Genomic DNA, 17,137 nt, shown 5'->3' with positions numbered 1-17,137 from the left:
TATGATAAATTTCTTGTAGCTTGCTACAAAACAATAATTTGTCTTTCCGGCGAAAGCAGAAATTTAAGAATATTCAATTCTACTTAACAAATAGAATTTTTATATAAAAATTCAAAATTAGTAACAGCAATTTTGATTTTCCATTGGAAGTAAAACAACAACAAAACAACAACACAACAACAAACAAAGTATCAATTTAGAATTAAAATTTTATGATTCCAAAAGTATTTAGAGAGGTTATAGACCTTGGAGATGGAAGAACCATCTCATTAGAAACCGGTAAATTAGCAAAACAAGCACACGGTTCAGTTGTTGTTCAAATGGGAAAAGCAATGTTGTTATGTACAGTTGTATCTAACTACAAACAAAGTCCTGTAGATTTTTTACCATTAACGGTAGACTATAGAGAAAAATTTGCTGCTGCAGGAAGATATCCTGGAGGATTCTTTAAAAGAGAAGCAAGACCAAGTGATGGAGAAGTATTAACCATGCGTTTAGTAGACCGTGTTTTACGTCCGTTATTTCCAAAAGACTACCATTCAGAAGTACAAGTAATGATTCAGTTAATGTCTCATGACGAAGATGTAATGCCAGATGCATTAGCAGGTTTAGCAGCTTCTGCAGCGATACAATTATCGGATTTCCCATTCGAATGCCCAATTTCTGAAGCCCGTGTTGCAAGAGTAAATGGAGAATTCGTAATCAATCCTAATAGAGCACAATTAGCAGAATCTGACATCGACATGATGATTGGAGCTTCTGCGGATTCTGTGATGATGGTTGAAGGGGAAATGGATGAAATTTCTGAAGAAGAAATGGCAGATGCAATTAAATTTGCACACGAAGCTATAAAAATACAATGTGCTGCGCAGGTTCGTTTAGCTGAAGCATTCGGAAAGAAAGAAACTAGAGAATATGAAGGAGAAAGAGAAGATGAAGAATTAGCAGCAAAAATAAATGACTTTTGTTACGATAAATGTTATGCAATTGCTAAAAAAGGAACCTCTAAGGTAGAGCGTTCTGCAGCTTTTGATGCAGTAAAAGAAGAGTTAATAGCTTCATTTACTGAAGAAGAATTAGCTGATTATGCAGAATTGATTGGGAAATATTTCAACAAGGCTCAAAAAAATGCAGTTAGAGAATTAACTTTGGCAGAAGGGTTACGTTTAGACGGACGTAAAACAGATGAAATTAGACCAATTTGGTGTGAAGTAGATTACTTACCATCAGTTCATGGTTCATCAATCTTTACTCGTGGAGAGACGCAAGCTTTAGCAACCGTAACTTTAGGAACATCAAGAGATGCAAATAAAATAGACATGCCATCTTACGAAGGTGAGGAAAATTTCTATTTACATTACAACTTCCCTCCTTTTTGTACAGGTGAAGCTAGACCGTTAAGAGGAACTTCAAGAAGAGAAGTTGGTCATGGTAACTTAGCGCAACGTGGTTTAAAAGGAATGATTCCAGACGATTGTCCTTATACAGTAAGAGTTGTTTCTGAAGTTTTAGAATCTAATGGTTCTTCTTCTATGGCAACAGTTTGTGCTGGTACAATGGCATTAATGGATGCAGGTGTTCAAATGATAAGACCTGTTTCTGGTATTGCAATGGGATTAATTTCTGACGGAGATCGTTATGCTGTTTTATCTGATATTTTAGGTGATGAAGATCATTTAGGTGATATGGATTTTAAAGTAACTGGTACTTCTAAAGGAATTACTGCTTGTCAAATGGACATTAAAGTAAAAGGATTAGGTTACGAAATTTTAGTGAATGCACTAAAACAAGCTCGTGATGGTCGTTTACACATTTTAGAGAAGTTAACGGATACTATTTCTACAGCTAATGCAGAAGTAAAAGACCATGCTCCTAAAATGATTAACAGAAGAATTCCTAATGAATTGATTGGTGCATTTATTGGACCAGGAGGAAAACACATTCAAGAACTACAAAAAGAAACTGGAACTACAATTGTAATTACAGAAGATGCAACTACTGAAGAAGGGATTATTGAAATCTTAGGAACAGATCCAGAAGGAATTGAAACAGTAATTGCTCGTATTGAATCAATGCTATTTAAACCTGAAGTTGGTAGTGCTTACGAAGTAAAGGTAATTAAAATGTTAGATTTTGGTGCTGTTGTAGAATACACAGAAGCTCCAGGAAACGAAGTTTTATTACACGTAAGTGAATTAGCTTGGGAACGCACAGAAAATGTTTCTGACGTAGTTAAAATGGGAGATGTTTTTGATGTAAAATACTTCGGAATAGACCCAAGAACTCGTAAAGAAAAAGTTTCTCGTAAAGCATTGTTAGAAAAACCTGAAGGTTACGTAGCAAGACCACCAAGAGAAAACAACAATCGTGGGAGAGACAATCGAGGACGTGATAATCGCAGAGACGATAGAAAACCAAGAGAAAAAAGAGATTAATCTTTTACAGATTTCTTTATAAAGAAAAAGCGCATGAACAAGTTCATGCGCTTTTTTTAGTTTTCAAATTTAAGTTAGAGTTTTTTTGAAATGTTAATAAATGAATCAAACTTATTCTGTTTATTCTTTTAAGATTTATTTTCTTTGTAATTACTTATGAAAATTCAACGAGTTACATATTTATCGCTTGGAAGTAACCAAGGAAATAAGCTAAAAAACCTTCAAGAAGCTATTTATTTAATTGCAGAAAAAATTGGCCCAATTTTAAAAATCTCATCTGTATACAAAACACCATCTGTGGGTTTTGTAGGAGAGGATTTTTTTAATATTTGCATAAAGTTATCTACTTATTTACCCCCCGAAAAAATATTAAGCAGTAGTCTTGAAATAGAAAAAAAACTAGGCCGAATTAGAACTAATTCTGATGGTTATTCGGACAGAACTATAGATTTAGACATCCTTTTATTTGATGATGAAATTATTTTTTCTCATGAATTAATCGTTCCACATCCAAGAATGTTAGATCGCAAATTTGTACTAGTTCCTTTAATTGAAATTGCCTCTGAAGTACTTCATCCGGTTACTAAAATTCATCTTGGAAAATGTTTAGATGGTTGCTCAGACAACACCGAAATAAACAAAACAACAGAAACGTTAATTCGTCCAATTCCATTAACAGAAAAATACAATTATATTGCAATTGAAGGAAATATTGGCGCAGGAAAAACAAGTTTAGCTAAAATGATGTCTGATGAATTTAACGCTAAAATTGTATTAGAACGTTTTGCTGACAATCCTTTTTTGCCTAAATTTTATGAAGATAAAGAGCGCTTTGCATTCCCATTAGAAATGAGTTTTTTAGCAGATCGCTATCAACAATTAAGTGATGATTTAGCACAATTTGACTTATTCAAAAACTTAATTGTATCTGATTACTACATTTTTAAATCATTAATTTTTGCGCAAGTCACACTTCAAAAAGATGAATACTTGCTTTACAGAAAAATGTTTGATTTAATGTATAAAGAAATTACTAAGCCAGATTTATATGTCTATTTGTATCAAAACACAGACCGATTAATTAAAAATATCAAAAAAAGAGGTAGAGAATATGAGCAGAATATTTCATCAGATTACCTAAAAAAAATACACAATGGTTATAGTAATTTTATTAAAACCCAACAAGACCTTAACACTTTAACTATTGATGTTTCTGAATTAGATTTTGTGAACAATAAAGATGATTATCAATTAATTATCAAAAAAATTAATAATGGTTAATTTTTTTGTAATTTCGCAATCTAAATTATTTCCCCGATTTTTAAAATAAATGAATCGCTTCAAATGAGGAAAAATATTTTATTACTATTTACTTTATTATTGAGTACTATATCTTTATTAAGTCAAAATAATCTTGACGAAAAAAAGCAAAACAACAACATTAAAAGCATTCAATTTAACAACAGCAATAGCTGGGCTGTTGGAGGAGGTGTTAGTAATTTTATTATGCATGGAGATTTACGTTCTATAGGAACTGGAAATCTTGGCAATTTTTGGAATTTTGGAGCCTATGCGTATGTAGATAAAATGTTCAACCCTTTATTAGGACTAGAATTTAAAGTAAATTACTCAAAAATATCTGGAGGTGCACAATACTTTTCTAATGTGTATGACATACTTTATGTCAATCAAACAAAAATATCAAACAACTTATTTTTTAAAGGAACTGCTTACGGAGCCGAATTAAATTTAATGTTAAGTTTTTCAAACTTATATGTAACCAATACAAGAAAATGGAATGCAATAGGTTATTTCGGAGTTGGTTATCATCAATATGATTCTGCTCTATACGAAAAACTTGCTGATGGTTCAAACAACGTATTAGTTGACTTTGGGAAAAACCCTGCAAGAAACAGCGTTTATGAAGCAAGCTCTGTTTATTTATCTACTCAATTAGGATTAAGATACAGGCTAAACAAAAGAGTCGACATTGAAGTAAGACCCTCTTGGTACTTCAACTACGAAGATCACCTAGATGCAACTATTTCTAACAAGCAAGATTGGGAAACATTTTTTGTAACTCATATTGGTGTTGTAGTTAAATTAGGGAAAAAGAAAACATTTACTATCTGGGGAGATGAGACAAAAGAGAAAAGTGAAAAATTTGAGATAATAGATACAGATGATGATGGTGTTATTGATCAACTAGATAAAGATCCTAACACTCCTGTTGGAGTTCAAGTATATGGAAATGGTGTCCCTGTTGATAGTGATGCAGATGGTGTACCAGATTATTTAGATAAATGTGTCTTTGTAAAAGGAAGAGTAGATAATGATGGTTGTCCTTTTATTGGAGATAAAGATAGAGATGGAATTCCAGATAGAGAAGATAAATGCCCTGAAGTAAAAGGTTTAGAAATACATCAAGGTTGCCCGGATGCAAATGCATTAAGGGTTACAGAATTAGTTACGGTAATGAGCTACTCTAAAAACATTTATTTTAATACTGACAGCAACTCTATTAGAAGTGGATTTTACTATACAATGTTAGATGATGTTGCAGAAATTATGTTAAAAAACAAAGATGTAACTTTTAGCATATTTGGCTATACAGATAATGTTGGGACGGAAGAATACAACTTAAACCTTTCAGAAAGAAGAGCAAATGAAGCTAGAAAATACTTAATTGAGAGAGGTGTTGAATCAGATAGAATTACCGCTAAAGGATTTGGAGAGGCAAACCCAGCATATAGCAATGACACAACACAAGGAAGACAACTAAACAGAAGAGTCGAAATTAAATCTGTAGGTTATTACGAAAGCAAAACACAGTTAAAAAGAGAAGACACCAACAAGAATTAATTAATTTATTTTAATTTTATATAAAAAAAAGCAAGTTATTCATGAATAACTTGCTTTTTTTTATAAATTATAGAAATATCAATCTACAAAAGTTCCCTTTGTCGTTAAAGAAAACTCTAGGTCAAAATTAAATAATTCATCCGTAACTGCATTACTATAATAAGAAAGAACAACTTGTTTTCTTTGTAATAACTTAGAAGATATTGCAGCCAAAGTTTCTTTATTACTTATTTTAAATTCAAAACTACCATTTAAAAGGCTCAAAAAGTCGATTCTTATATCGTTTTCTGTTATTTTTATTTCATCAACAAATACTTCAATGTTAAAGACTTTTGCAGAGGGGTTTATTTTAAAATTTTTTATTTTAAAACTCAATTGCTCAACATCAACTTCTTTAAGATAATCTATATTATCACTAAATACTTTAGAGGATTTTAAATTAATGATCGTATTTGAATTAACACGAACAGTATTCCCTTCAGTATTATTAATATGAACTGGTAAGTCTTTTTTTAATTGATCTTTTGAAAAGAAAACAATTTGACGAGGTGCCTCATTTTCGCATGAAACACTAAGTAGTAGGACAAAAGCTAAAACGCTAAATAATTTAAATACTCTCATTTTGGGGGATATTGGATTGTTAAACATTAAAGTTAATTAAAAAAAATAAAACAATTAACTTATTTTAAATATTACTTATACAAATGTATCTAACAATGCAAAGTCTCCCAATAGGCAATTTTCTTAATTTTTCATAATAAGATTTTATAAGAAAAAACTGAGTTTATGTCAATACTATTTTTTTAGCTCTAGTTTTTCAGCAAAATAATCACAAAAATCTCTCATAGTTGCGCTCATTTTCTGATCATCGGTAGCTCGCTCAAAAGTATTTGCCATAGAAACTAAGGTTTGATGAAAGAATTGTTTCATTTCATCTACTGGCATCTCTTTTGTCCATAAATCCATACGAAGTGTATCTTTCTGTAGATGATCCCAAACAGAAATCATTATCGCTTTAGATTCAGAATCTTCAATTCCGCCATCTTCTGCCGTCCAAAAAATATTTTCAGGAACTTTATTTTCGTCCAATCCTACTTTAAAATTTATTTCTGAAGTGTGTTTTATTGCCATTACTTTTTAGGTTTGTATTTAGAGTTTTTATATACTTCTTCTGAAGGTGTTTTTAATAATTGCTGCAAAGATACATCATTATGCAGCATGTATGATCTTACAATTTGCCAACCAATCCATACCCCAATCCTTCCTGGTGACAGTGTATCTTCTGATCTATAAAATTTTGAAAACGGAGCCAATTCTAAAAAGCGTTGATTCAATTTTGTGTCTGTGCTAAACAATAGTTTATTTTCAATAAAATATTTCCAAACTTGCTCTTCATTTTCAACTGCCCAATTGTATTTCTCATTTGAATATCCTATCTTCTGATTGTCATTAACTGTTGGTAAGTAGTTGTCTAAAAAGTATAACTGTTTCCCTGCTGTTATCATTTTACTGATAAATGTTCTATCATTAGTTATATTTTGTTTCGGTATAATTGCTTTAGCAGCATCAACTACAATATGATTTTTTTCGAAATTTTGTTTGATATAACTTGGGTAATCAGCATAAAACTCATGGCTTTTACCCAAATAAACATCTAAAGAAATTAATAAATAATCTCCTGAATACAACACCTTATTTTGATAATCAATATTACTTAAAAGTGTAACCACTTTTGGCGCTTTAAAAGTTGGATTATAATATTTAATATGCTTAAATAATTGCGTTAAATCATTCTTAAGAAAATTAATATCAGCATATATTTTCTGTGTTTCTAAAAACAATTCTTGTTCGTTTTTATTATTAATCTTAGCTACCCATATAGAATCTGGTTCATTCTTAGAAAAGAAAAATGGGTACATCGTTTTTGTTTGCTCTAGCGAACTTTCTGTTGATGTATAAAAATCTACATCAAACCGATCAATCGAAAATTCTACCTCAACAGCACTCAAATCAATTTGATTTTCTTGTTTGTTATCACAAGAAAACAAGGTTGTGAAAAGTGTAAAAATGAAAAAATATTTCCGCATTATCTTTGTATATTAGAGTTCTAATTTAAGAACGACAAAAGTACTAAAATAGTTTATAAATGAAGGTAGAAAAAGTATCTGAACACATTGTTAATTGGTTAAAAAATTATGCAATTGATGCAAAAGTAAATGGATTTGTAATTGGAATTTCTGGCGGAATAGATTCTGCAGTAACTTCTGTACTTTGTGCTAAAACTGGATTTAAAACGGTTTGTGTAGAAATGCCAATTCACCAAGCAGAAAGTCAAGTTAGTAGAGCATTAGAGCACATCAATCATTTAAAAGCTACTTTTAGCAACGTATCTTCTGTTAAAGTTGACCTAACCAGTACATTTGAAGATTTTAAAACACAAGCACCAAGTTCAGAAAATTCTGACGCGTTACATCTTGCTTTGGCAAATACTCGAGCAAGATTAAGAATGACAACTTTGTACTACTTAGCTGGTTTAGAAGGATTATTAGTTGCAGGAACAGGAAATAAAGTAGAAGATTTTGGTGTTGGATTTTACACAAAATATGGTGATGGCGGCGTAGATTTAAGTCCGATTGCAGATTTATTAAAATCAGAAGTGTACGAATTAGCCAAATATCTAAATGTTGCTGAATCTATTCAAAATGCACAACCAACAGATGGTTTATTTGGAGATAGTAGAACAGACGAAGATCAAATCGGCGCTTCTTATGATGAATTGGAATGGGCAATGCAAATGCTAGAAAAAGGTAAAAGCATTTCAGATTTTAAGGGAAGAGAATTAGAGGTATTTAAAATTTATACCCGATTAAATACCATCAATCAACACAAAATGCTGCCAATACCTATTTGTAAAATTAGTGGTGACTTAAAGTAAGTTTGCAGCAATCATAGTTCTTTTAATTCTACGATATGCTTTTTTCTTAGAACCATTAACAACAGAAAATGGTAAAAGTATAAAAAGTCTGATTATGTTTAAGATTTGTAGCGTTTTTTTCATGTCTTTTTCTTTTTTAGCGGATACTAATATACGAAAAAAATTAAAACTCAAATAAGTAGAAATACGTATCTATTAAAATGAAACTAAACAACCCTATTTAACTTTTCAAACAAGCGTTTTTTAAGCCCTGTATAATTAGCTACTAATTCTAAATCTACACTTACAGAATTATTTTCTTGAGCTTCTTTCATTATCTCATTAATCTTACGTTCTATTAGTATTCTTCTAAGGTTTAAAATAGCATCTGTTACTAATTTTGGTAAAATAGAAATTGTTTCGGTAACAAAAATATTTTTACGTTCCCATTCGCTCAACGTATATTTTTCTTCATCCATCAAGATACTTGTTACTTCATTTGCTATTTCCTTATTTTCATGATGAATTAAGCTACTAATTTCTATTTTCTCATTCTGACTAATTTGATTAATTAATTCATAATAAACCATCTGAAAAACAGCATTGGTAAACTCAATTTCGTCTTCCTGAAGATTTAAATACAATTCTTTAAAGACAGGAGAAGTATATTTTTCTTCCTCTTTAACTATTTTTCCGTGCTCGTTTTCACTTTCAATAATATTTGTAAAATGGACTTCTTCGTTTCCAAATAATAGTAAAATTCGTATAATTTCTTTTTCTAGCAAATCTAACTGGTTCACTTTCTGGCCAGCAACCATTCCTCCTTTTACTGCGGTCATTGCAGCTTCTTGCTCTGCAAAATATTCTGGTGGTGGTTGATTTGGATCTACATTTCTTTGTTTACTTTTAGAAGTAGCTTCTTTGTTTAAAAGTTGTGCCAATTCACTAAACAATACACGTTCAGAAATTTCCATGATTCTAGAACATTCTTGCACATACACTTCTCGCTGAATTCCATCAGGAATTTTAGAAATACTCGTTACAATATCACGAATTAATCCTGCTTTTTTAACAGGATCATTCTTGGCTTCTTTCATCAATAAAGAAACCTTAAAATTGATAAAATCTTGAGCCGTATTTTCTAAATATTCTTTCAATTCTGCATCAGAATGCGATTTTGCAAAACTATCTGGATCTTCTCCTTCAGGAAACGTCACCACTTTTACATTCATTCCTTGCTCTAAAATCAAATCAATTCCACGAATTGATGCTCTTAAACCTGCTGCATCACCATCAAAAAGCACGGTAATGTTTTGTGTTAATCTTCTTATCAAACGTATTTGATCCGAAGTTAAAGCTGTTCCAGAAGAAGCAACCACATTTTCTATTCCAGATTGATGAAACGAAATTACATCGGTATATCCTTCAACTAAAAAACAATTGTCTTGCTTGGCAATTTCTTTTTTCGCCTGATAAATTCCGTATAAAATTTTACTCTTGTGGTAAATATCACTTTCTGGTGAATTTAAATATTTTGCCGCTTTTTTATCCGCAGTTAAAATTCGTCCACCAAAACCAAGAATTCTTCCCGACATAGAATGAATCGGAAACAAAACACGTCCTTTAAAACGGTCAAACTGTTTATTTTCTTTAACAATGGTTAATCCGGTTGATGCTAAATATTTGATGTCGTAACCTTTTTTTAAAGCTGATTTTGTGAAATTATCCCATTCGTCTTTACAATATCCTAAATCAAATTTTTCAATAATATCGTCTCTAAAACCACGCTCTTTAAAATACGAAAGTCCAATTGCTTTTCCTTGTTGCGTATGTAGCATTAAATCATGAAAATATTCTGCAGCGAATTTTGACACCAAAAACATACTTTCACGTTCGTTTAATTGTTGTTTTTGTTCGTCTGATTGCTCAGTTTCTTCAATTTCAATATTGTATTTCTTCGCTAAATATCTGATGGCTTCTGGATACGAATAATGTTCGTGTTCCATTAAAAAAGAAACAGAAGTTCCTCCTTTACCTGTACTAAAATCCTTCCAAATTTGCTTTACAGGAGACACCATAAAAGAAGGCGATTTTTCGTCTGTAAACGGACTTAACCCTTTAAAGTTACTTCCTGCTTTTTTTAATTGTACAAACTCACCTATGACTTCTTCTACTCTTGCAGTTTCAAAAACACGATCTATGGTTTGTTTGGATATCATAAAACAAAAATATAAAAAAAGACCTCACAAAGTTATCTTTTATGAGGTCTTAATTAATTTTAATTATTCTTAAGAAGCAACACTCAATTTCTTTAATGCTGTCTTTGTTAATTTATTTTCTGCATATTCTTTTGTTACTTTAAATTCTTTAATATCAGAACTTGGCAACTCGAACATGGCATCTGTAAAAATTGCTTCACACAACGAACGCAAACCTCTTGCGCCCAATTTGTATTCAACCGCTTTATCTACAATATACATCAATGCTTCTTCATCTATTTCGAATGTAATATCATCCATAGAAAACAACTTTGTGTATTGCTTGATGATTGAATTTTTAGGTTCTGTTAAAATTGCTCTTAACGTTTTTGCATCTAATGGATTCATATAGCTCAACACAGGTAAACGACCAATGATTTCTGGAATTAATCCAAAAGCTTTTAAATCGGAAGGAATGATGTATTGCAGTAAATTATCTTCATCAATTTTATCTTCTGCAACAGAAGCAGAATATCCAACGGCTTGCATATTTAAACGTTTGCTGATCATTCTATCGATTCCAGAAAAAGCTCCACCAGCAATAAATAAAATATCTTTGGTATTTACTTCTATAAATTTTTGATCTGGATGTTTTCTTCCTCCTTTTGGAGCAACATTTACAACCGAACCTTCTAATAATTTTAACAACGCTTGTTGAACGCCTTCACCAGAAACATCTCTAGTAATTGACGGATTGTCTCCTTTACGAGCAATTTTATCAATTTCATCAATAAAAACAATTCCTCTTTCTGCTTTTGTTACGTCGTAATCGGCAACTTGCAATAATCTGCTTAAAATACTTTCTACATCTTCTCCAACATAACCAGCTTGTGTTAAAACAGTAGCATCTACAATAGAAAAAGGCACGTTTAACATTTTAGCAATCGTTTTTGCAACCAATGTTTTTCCTGTTCCAGTTTCTCCAACTAAAATGATATTACTCTTTTCTATTTCTACATCATCTTCTTCAGTAGATTTTGATTGTAATAGCCTTTTATAGTGATTGTAAACAGCAACCGACATCGATTTTTTAGTTTCTGTTTGACCAATTATATATTGATCTAAAAACTCTTTGATTTCTTTTGGCTTTTTCAGCATTAAATCTTTAGACAATCCGCTTGCTTGCTTCTCTGTAACTTCTTCTTCTAAAATACCTGTTGCTTGCTCAATACATTTATCACAAATGTGCGCATCAATACCAGCAATTAACAAATTAGTTTCTGCTTTTTTACGTCCACAAAACGAACATTCTAAATTTTCTTCTTTCGACATTTTGTTTTCTTTTGGCTGTTAGCTATTAGCAAAAGGCTAAGAGCTGATGGCTTTTTCTTTATTTTTTTCTTGTTAAAATTTCATCAATCATACCATATTCTTTCGCTTCTGATGCAATCATCCAATAATCTCTATCAGAATCTGCGTTTACTTTTTCTATGGTTTGCCCAGAATGATCTGCAATAATTTCATACAATTCATCTTTCAATTTTAAAATTTCTCTTGTTGTAATTTCAATGTCTGATGCTTGTCCTTGTGCGCCACCTAGAGGTTGGTGAATCATAATTCTAGAATGTGGCAATGCAGAACGTTTTCCTTTTTGTCCTGCACACATTAAAACGGCTCCCATAGAAGCTGCCATTCCTGTACAAATTGTTGCTACATCTGGTTTTATAAATTGCATGGTATCGTAAATTCCCAATCCAGCATACACTCCTCCGCCTGGAGAATTGATGTAAATAGAAATATCTTTGGATGCATCAACACTTTCTAAGAATAATAATTGTGCTTGAATTACATTGGCAACTTGGTCGTTAATTCCTGTTCCTAAAAAAATAATTCTATCCATCATTAAACGAGAAAAAACATCCATTTGAGTAATGTTCATTTGACGTTCTTCCATAATATATGGCGTTAAACTACTTGTTATTTTACCTAGATGTGTACTGCTAATTCCGTGATGCTTTGTTGCGTATTTTTCGAACTCTTTTCCGTAATCCATTTCCTGATTATTTTTTAAATGTTTAGAACTGTAAATATAAGAACTATTTTACTACTATTTTGTTACAGTCGATGACTAAAAAAACTCCTTTAATTAGTAAAGGAGTTTTTGATATTCTTGATTTTTTATTTAAAAATGAGATTTCTCGACTCCGCCTGCCTGCCGCAGGCAGGGCTCGAAATGACATTTTTTTTACAAGCTGTTACTTATAAACCTCTTTGATAAAGTCTTCGTAAGTAACTTCTTTTGTTTTAAATGTGATGTTATCTTTATAGAAAGTCAACAATTTATGTGAAATTAATTGCTCTTGTAAGCGTTTTGCTTCGTCTTGGTTTCCTAAGATTCTTGCAGCAATATCGTCCAATTCTTTTTCTTCTGGATTCATATTCCCGAATTGTGCCATTTGCGTTCTGATAAATCCTTTTGCATACTCTACCAATTCTGCATAATCTAATTTGATGTCGTTATCTTTCATAATCTTTCCTTCGATTAATTGATAACGCAATCCTTTTTCTGATTTTGCATATTCTTCAGCAGCTTCTTCAGCAGTCATTTCTTTTTCTCCAGCAGTTGCCAACCATTTTTGTAAAAAAGCTGAAGGTAAATCGAACTTTGTATTTTCTACTAAATATTCTGTCACCGCATTTAATAATTGTTGATCTCCTTGCGCTAAAAATTGCTTTTCTGCATCTTCTTTAATTCTGTTTCTTACTTCTGTAACAGATTTTACATCACCATTTGGAAACAGTTTATCAAACAATTCTTGATCTAAATCTGCCAATTCTGTTACAGTAATTTCTTCAATAGTAAAAGAAACTTTAATATCTAAACCGTGAATATCATCGTGAGATAAACCTAATGCTCCTTCTAATTTATGATCGTCAGAAAACAATCCTTTTGTCTTTAATTCTAAAACATCACCAACTTTAGCACCCACAAACTTTTTTAAGTTTGGTTTCCCTTTAAGATCAGCTAAAGAAATCGTAGTTTTTTTATTGATTTCTTTTTCTTCGTTTACAAAAGTTCCGGTTACGTTTGCTTCTTCTGTTACAGTATCAACAGCATTCATTTTTCCGTATCGAGATTGTAAATTTTCTACTTCTTTATCAATTAAAGCATCATCTGCAACAATATTATATTGTGTGATTTTCTTTTTTGCAGATAAATCTACTGTGAATTCTGGAGCTAAGCCTAATTCGAATTCAAAAGAAAAAGTTTCTGTATCCCAAGAAAAATCATCTTGTACTCTAGGCAATGGATTTCCTAATATATCAAGTTTTTCTTCTGTTAAGAATTTATTTAAAGATTCTTGTAGCAATTTGTTAACTTCATCTATCATGATAGATTTTCCGTATTGTTTTTTTACCATTCCCATTGGCACATGCCCTTTTCTAAATCCAGGAATGTCTGCTTTTTTACGGTAATCTTGTAATACTTCTGTTACTTTAGTTTGATAGTCTTCTGCAACAATATCAACTTTAACAACTGCATTTAATGCATCTACGTTTTCTTTGGTAATATTCATAATATCAATTATATTCTTAAAAAATTGGCTGCAAAATTAGTGATTTTTACCAACTCTGCAAAGGTTTAAACACTTCAATTTCAGTTATATTCTTTATTCTCCTTTTTCGTCTTTTATCAATTTAAATAATGCCGATCTAAATACAGAAAGCAAAATACTAAACAATAATGCAGAGAAAAAACTCGACACTAAAAATCCGCCAACCAAATTAGCCGCTAGTAAAATGATGATTGCATTTATGACAAACAAAAATAAGCCAAGCGTTACTATAGTTGCTGGCAGTGTAAAAAAGATCAAAAGCGGACGAACAAACATGTTTAATACGGCTATTGCAAAAGCAACCCAAATTGCTGTTACATAATTGGCAACTTCTACTCCGGGTAAAATTGCTGCTAATACAAAAACAGCCATTGCTGTAAGTAATACTTTTAGAAGAAAATTCATTTTTAACTGTTTTAATTTAAATGAGTTATGCTAAAATCTAGCCAAAGCCGTTTTACTGATAAAAAGGCAGCTATTTTTTTACTAAGTTATAAAAATGAAACATTCTGTCAGTTTTTTAACGATAAGGTTGTACTTTGCACTAAACTCATATTATGAAAAAAATAGTTCAGATTACACTTATTTGCTTTTTAGCATTATCTATGACAGGTTGCGCTACGCTTCTTGGTGGCCCAGTTACAGAATATCAAAAAACAAAACCTGCACCAGGACAACCTCAAAGAGAAGTTAGAGTTATCGCTTTAATTGCTGATATTATATTATTTTTACCTGGAACAATTGTTGATTTTGCGACTGGAGCAATTTACAGACCGAGACAATAATATTTTTACTTTTATCGTTTTAGAAAACTTTCAACAGCCGTTAAAAAATCTGTTGGATTTTCGGCATGCAACCAATGTCCTGCATTTTTTATGGTTACAATTTTATGATTCGGAAAATGCGCATTAATTATTGACTCTTCTCTTGAAGTTATATACCCAGAATTTTCTCCTTTTAAAAACAAAGTTTCTCCATCAAAAATGGTAAAAGAAGGCAAAGCTGCACCAATTTCATGATTGTTTTCTGTTAAAGAAGGCAAGTTGAAACGGAAGTCTAATTTTCCTTTTTCTTTCCAATAAATATTTTGTGCTAAAAATTGACGAACTCCGACTTCTGGAATCTTTTCTGCAAGTTTTTCATCCACCAAAGCTCTTGAAGTTTGCTTTGTAAAATCAATAGAATTTAAAGCGTCTAAAATATCTTGATGATGTGGTTTATACATTCTCGGAGAAATGTCTGCAACCATTAATTTATCTACTAATTCTGGGTATTCAACTGCAAAAAGCATTACTGTTTTTCCGCCCATAGAATGCCCTAAAAGATGTACTTTTTCTAATTGATAATGCTCTATATAATTGCGTACATCTTCTACCATTAATTCATAGTCAAATGCATCTGCATGAAAACTACGACCGTGATTTCTTTGATCTATCAAATGAACCTGAAAAGTGTCTGACAATTTAATCCCTATCGATTTCCAATTATCGCCATTGCCAAAATAACCGTGTAAAATTAACAACGGTTGTCCTTCTCCAAGGATTCTAGAATGTAATATTTGTTTTTTTGACATCTCTTTTAGATTGTTAGAGTTTTGAATTGTTAAAGAGGTCTCTACTCCGCTCGACCAGATATTATCCTTTCTACTTTTGCCTTTAGCCTTTTGCCTTTAATCTGAGTAAATACATATTTACCACATTTTCTAATCCTAAATACAAAGACTCAGAAATTAGCGCGTGACCAATAGAAACTTCTGCTAAATTCGGAATATTCTCTTTAAAAAACTGAATATTTTCTAAACTTAAATCATGTCCTGCATTAATTCCTAAACCTAAGTTATTTGCTAAAATTGCAGCTTCTGTATATGGTTTTATAGCATTTTTATTACCTAATTCAAACTGAGTAGCAAATTCTTCTGTGTACAATTCTATTCGGTCTGCTCCTGTTTTTGCAGCTGCTTCAATCAATTTTAAATCTGTATCAATAAAAATTGAAGTTCTAATTCCTGCATTTTTAAACTCAGAAATTACTTCTTGTAAAAAAGATTGATTTTTTATGGTATCCCAACCCGCATTTGAAGTCAATGTATCAACACTATCAGGAACCAACGTTACTTGTGTTGGTTTTATTTTCAACACCATTTCCATAAATTTCGGAATTGGATTTCCTTCAATATTGAATTCTGTTTTTACAATTTCTTTTAAATCATACGCGTCTTGGTAGCGAATATGACGCTCATCTGGTCTTGGATGAATAGTAATCCCTTCTGCACCGAAAGATTCGATATCGCCAGCAACTTTTATAAGATTTGGAACATCTCCACCACGAGAATTACGCAACGTAGCAATTTTATTTACATTTACACTTAACTTTGTCATCTTCTAAAATTAAACCACAAAAGTACAGATTTCATCAAAAATTATTAGCCTTTTTATCTTATATTCGTATCGCATGAATATTACAGAATACATATTAAACGACTTTATGCCTTTAACAACGCAAAGTACAGTTAAAGAAGCATTAAAACTTTGTGAAACCTATCCAATTACGCATATTCCGGTTGTAGACAATGCACATTTTGTTGGTTGCATTTCTCAAACTGATGTTTTAACGATAGAAAATAAAGAAGAGTTATTAAAAGAATCTGTAGATATATTTGAACACTTTCAAACAAACAACAACGAATCTTTGCTAGAAGTATTAAAGATTTTTGCGGATAATGAAACAAACATTCTTCCGGCAATTGCAAATCAAAAATACCTTGGTTACCTAGATCTTAATAATGTTTTAGATGAATTTTCTCAAACACCATTTTTAAATGCTGAAGGCATTGTTTTGGTCATTGAAAAAAGCACGAAAGACTATACGATGAGCGAAGTTTCTCAAATAATTGAGTCCAACAACGGAATTGTTTTAGGCGGTTTCGAATCGAAAAGATCTAGCGACAAAGTAGAAGTTACACTTAAAATTTCATCACAAGAAATAAATGAAATTATTCAAACTTTTAGACGTTATGATTACACTATTATTAGCGAGCATAAAGATGATATTTATTTGGAAGAATTAAAAAATAGATCAGATTATCTACAAAAATTCTTAAATACCTAGTCA

17 protein-coding genes are annotated in these 17,137 nt (G+C 31.3%); 6 read left to right on the top strand and 11 right to left on the bottom strand.

The annotated features are described in order from the left end of the window. Positions 1-212 precede the first annotated feature (212 nt). The 3 genes from ACEWL1_RS05185 (at position 213) to ACEWL1_RS05175 (ending at position 5,297) form a co-directional block, all read left to right on the top strand. Positions 213-2,435, top strand: a complete 2,223-nt coding sequence (locus ACEWL1_RS05185) for a polyribonucleotide nucleotidyltransferase (RefSeq protein ID WP_409232217.1) — start codon at positions 213-215, stop codon at positions 2,433-2,435. Positions 2,436-2,591: 156 nt separating this feature from the next. Next, positions 2,592-3,716 carry a 2-amino-4-hydroxy-6-hydroxymethyldihydropteridine diphosphokinase gene (gene folK, locus ACEWL1_RS05180; RefSeq protein ID WP_409232216.1) on the top strand — a complete coding sequence of 375 codons (1,125 nt, stop codon included), beginning with the start codon at positions 2,592-2,594 and terminating at the stop codon, positions 3,714-3,716. A 63-nt stretch (positions 3,717-3,779) separates the two neighbouring features. Further along, positions 3,780-5,297: an OmpA family protein gene (locus ACEWL1_RS05175; protein ID WP_409232215.1), complete on the top strand. Its 1,518-nt coding sequence runs from the start codon at positions 3,780-3,782 to the stop codon at positions 5,295-5,297. Positions 5,298-5,375: 78 nt separating this feature from the next. Here the strand turns inward: ACEWL1_RS05175 and ACEWL1_RS05170 are convergent, their stop codons facing one another. From ACEWL1_RS05170 to gldB, 3 genes are all read right to left on the bottom strand, one after another. After that, on the bottom strand, positions 5,376-5,918 hold the full coding sequence (locus ACEWL1_RS05170; RefSeq protein WP_409232214.1) for a hypothetical protein: 543 nt from the start codon (positions 5,916-5,918) through the stop codon (positions 5,376-5,378). Positions 5,919-6,092: 174 nt separating this feature from the next. After that, positions 6,093-6,428, bottom strand: coding sequence for a gliding motility protein GldC (gene gldC / locus ACEWL1_RS05165; protein ID WP_409232213.1), 336 nt, complete (start codon positions 6,426-6,428; stop codon positions 6,093-6,095). After that, on the bottom strand, positions 6,428-7,384 hold the full coding sequence (gene gldB, locus ACEWL1_RS05160) for a gliding motility lipoprotein GldB (protein WP_409232212.1): 957 nt from the start codon (positions 7,382-7,384) through the stop codon (positions 6,428-6,430). The genes gldC and gldB overlap by 1 nt, the downstream gene beginning before the upstream one ends. 59 nt (positions 7,385-7,443) lie before the next feature. On the opposite strand from gldB, the gene nadE reads away from it, so the two are divergent. Continuing rightward, positions 7,444-8,232: an NAD(+) synthase gene (gene nadE / locus ACEWL1_RS05155; RefSeq protein WP_409232211.1), complete on the top strand. Its 789-nt coding sequence runs from the start codon at positions 7,444-7,446 to the stop codon at positions 8,230-8,232. On the opposite strand, the gene ACEWL1_RS05150 is transcribed toward nadE, so the two are convergent. The 6 genes from ACEWL1_RS05150 to ACEWL1_RS05125 all read right to left on the bottom strand — a co-directional run bounded on the left by ACEWL1_RS05150 (position 8,224) and on the right by ACEWL1_RS05125 (position 14,431). After that, positions 8,224-8,355 (bottom strand): hypothetical protein, encoded by a 132-nt coding sequence (locus tag ACEWL1_RS05150; protein ID WP_409232210.1) that lies wholly within the window; start codon positions 8,353-8,355, stop codon positions 8,224-8,226. The two genes, nadE and ACEWL1_RS05150, sit on opposite strands and share 9 nt — an antisense overlap. Before the next feature lie 83 nt (positions 8,356-8,438). After that, positions 8,439-10,430, bottom strand: a complete 1,992-nt coding sequence (dnaG, locus tag ACEWL1_RS05145; RefSeq protein WP_409232209.1) for a DNA primase — start codon at positions 10,428-10,430, stop codon at positions 8,439-8,441. Positions 10,431-10,499: 69 nt separating this feature from the next. Continuing rightward, a complete protein-coding gene (clpX, locus tag ACEWL1_RS05140) occupies positions 10,500-11,741 on the bottom strand; it encodes an ATP-dependent Clp protease ATP-binding subunit ClpX (protein WP_409232208.1) in 1,242 nt (413 codons plus the stop codon). 58 nt (positions 11,742-11,799) lie between these two features. Continuing rightward, positions 11,800-12,462, bottom strand: coding sequence for an ATP-dependent Clp endopeptidase proteolytic subunit ClpP (clpP, locus tag ACEWL1_RS05135; protein WP_409232207.1), 663 nt, complete (start codon positions 12,460-12,462; stop codon positions 11,800-11,802). 202 nt (positions 12,463-12,664) lie between these two features. Further along, entirely contained in the window at positions 12,665-13,987 is a 1,323-nt protein-coding gene (tig, locus tag ACEWL1_RS05130; RefSeq protein ID WP_409232206.1) for a trigger factor, read from the bottom strand. Between the two features lie 93 nt (positions 13,988-14,080). Further along, positions 14,081-14,431: a phage holin family protein gene (locus ACEWL1_RS05125; RefSeq protein WP_409232205.1), complete on the bottom strand. Its 351-nt coding sequence runs from the start codon at positions 14,429-14,431 to the stop codon at positions 14,081-14,083. 152 nt (positions 14,432-14,583) lie between these two features. Here ACEWL1_RS05125 and ACEWL1_RS05120 point away from each other — a divergent pair, with 152 nt between their 5' ends. After that, positions 14,584-14,811, top strand: a complete 228-nt coding sequence (locus tag ACEWL1_RS05120) for a hypothetical protein (RefSeq protein WP_409232204.1) — start codon at positions 14,584-14,586, stop codon at positions 14,809-14,811. Positions 14,812-14,822: 11 nt separating this feature from the next. Here ACEWL1_RS05120 and ACEWL1_RS05115 read toward each other — a convergent pair whose 3' ends face one another. After that, positions 14,823-15,599, bottom strand: coding sequence for an alpha/beta fold hydrolase (locus tag ACEWL1_RS05115; protein ID WP_409232203.1), 777 nt, complete (start codon positions 15,597-15,599; stop codon positions 14,823-14,825). Positions 15,600-15,681: 82 nt separating this feature from the next. Beyond that, the gene (locus ACEWL1_RS05110) at positions 15,682-16,404 is read right to left on the bottom strand and encodes a pyridoxine 5'-phosphate synthase (RefSeq protein ID WP_409232202.1); all 723 of its coding nucleotides are present in this window, start codon (positions 16,402-16,404) and stop codon (positions 15,682-15,684) included. A gap of 73 nt (positions 16,405-16,477) precedes the next feature. On the opposite strand from ACEWL1_RS05110, the gene ACEWL1_RS05105 reads away from it, so the two are divergent. Further along, a complete protein-coding gene (locus ACEWL1_RS05105; RefSeq protein ID WP_409232201.1) occupies positions 16,478-17,134 on the top strand; it encodes a CBS domain-containing protein in 657 nt (218 codons plus the stop codon). Positions 17,135-17,137: the final 3 nt, after the last annotated feature.

This window comes from Polaribacter gochangensis (assembly GCF_046224025.1).
Classification (GTDB): domain Bacteria; phylum Bacteroidota; class Bacteroidia; order Flavobacteriales; family Flavobacteriaceae; genus Polaribacter; species Polaribacter gochangensis.
The sequence above is the reverse complement of the archived record's forward strand: the minus strand, read 5'-3'. Positions and strand labels throughout refer to the sequence as shown.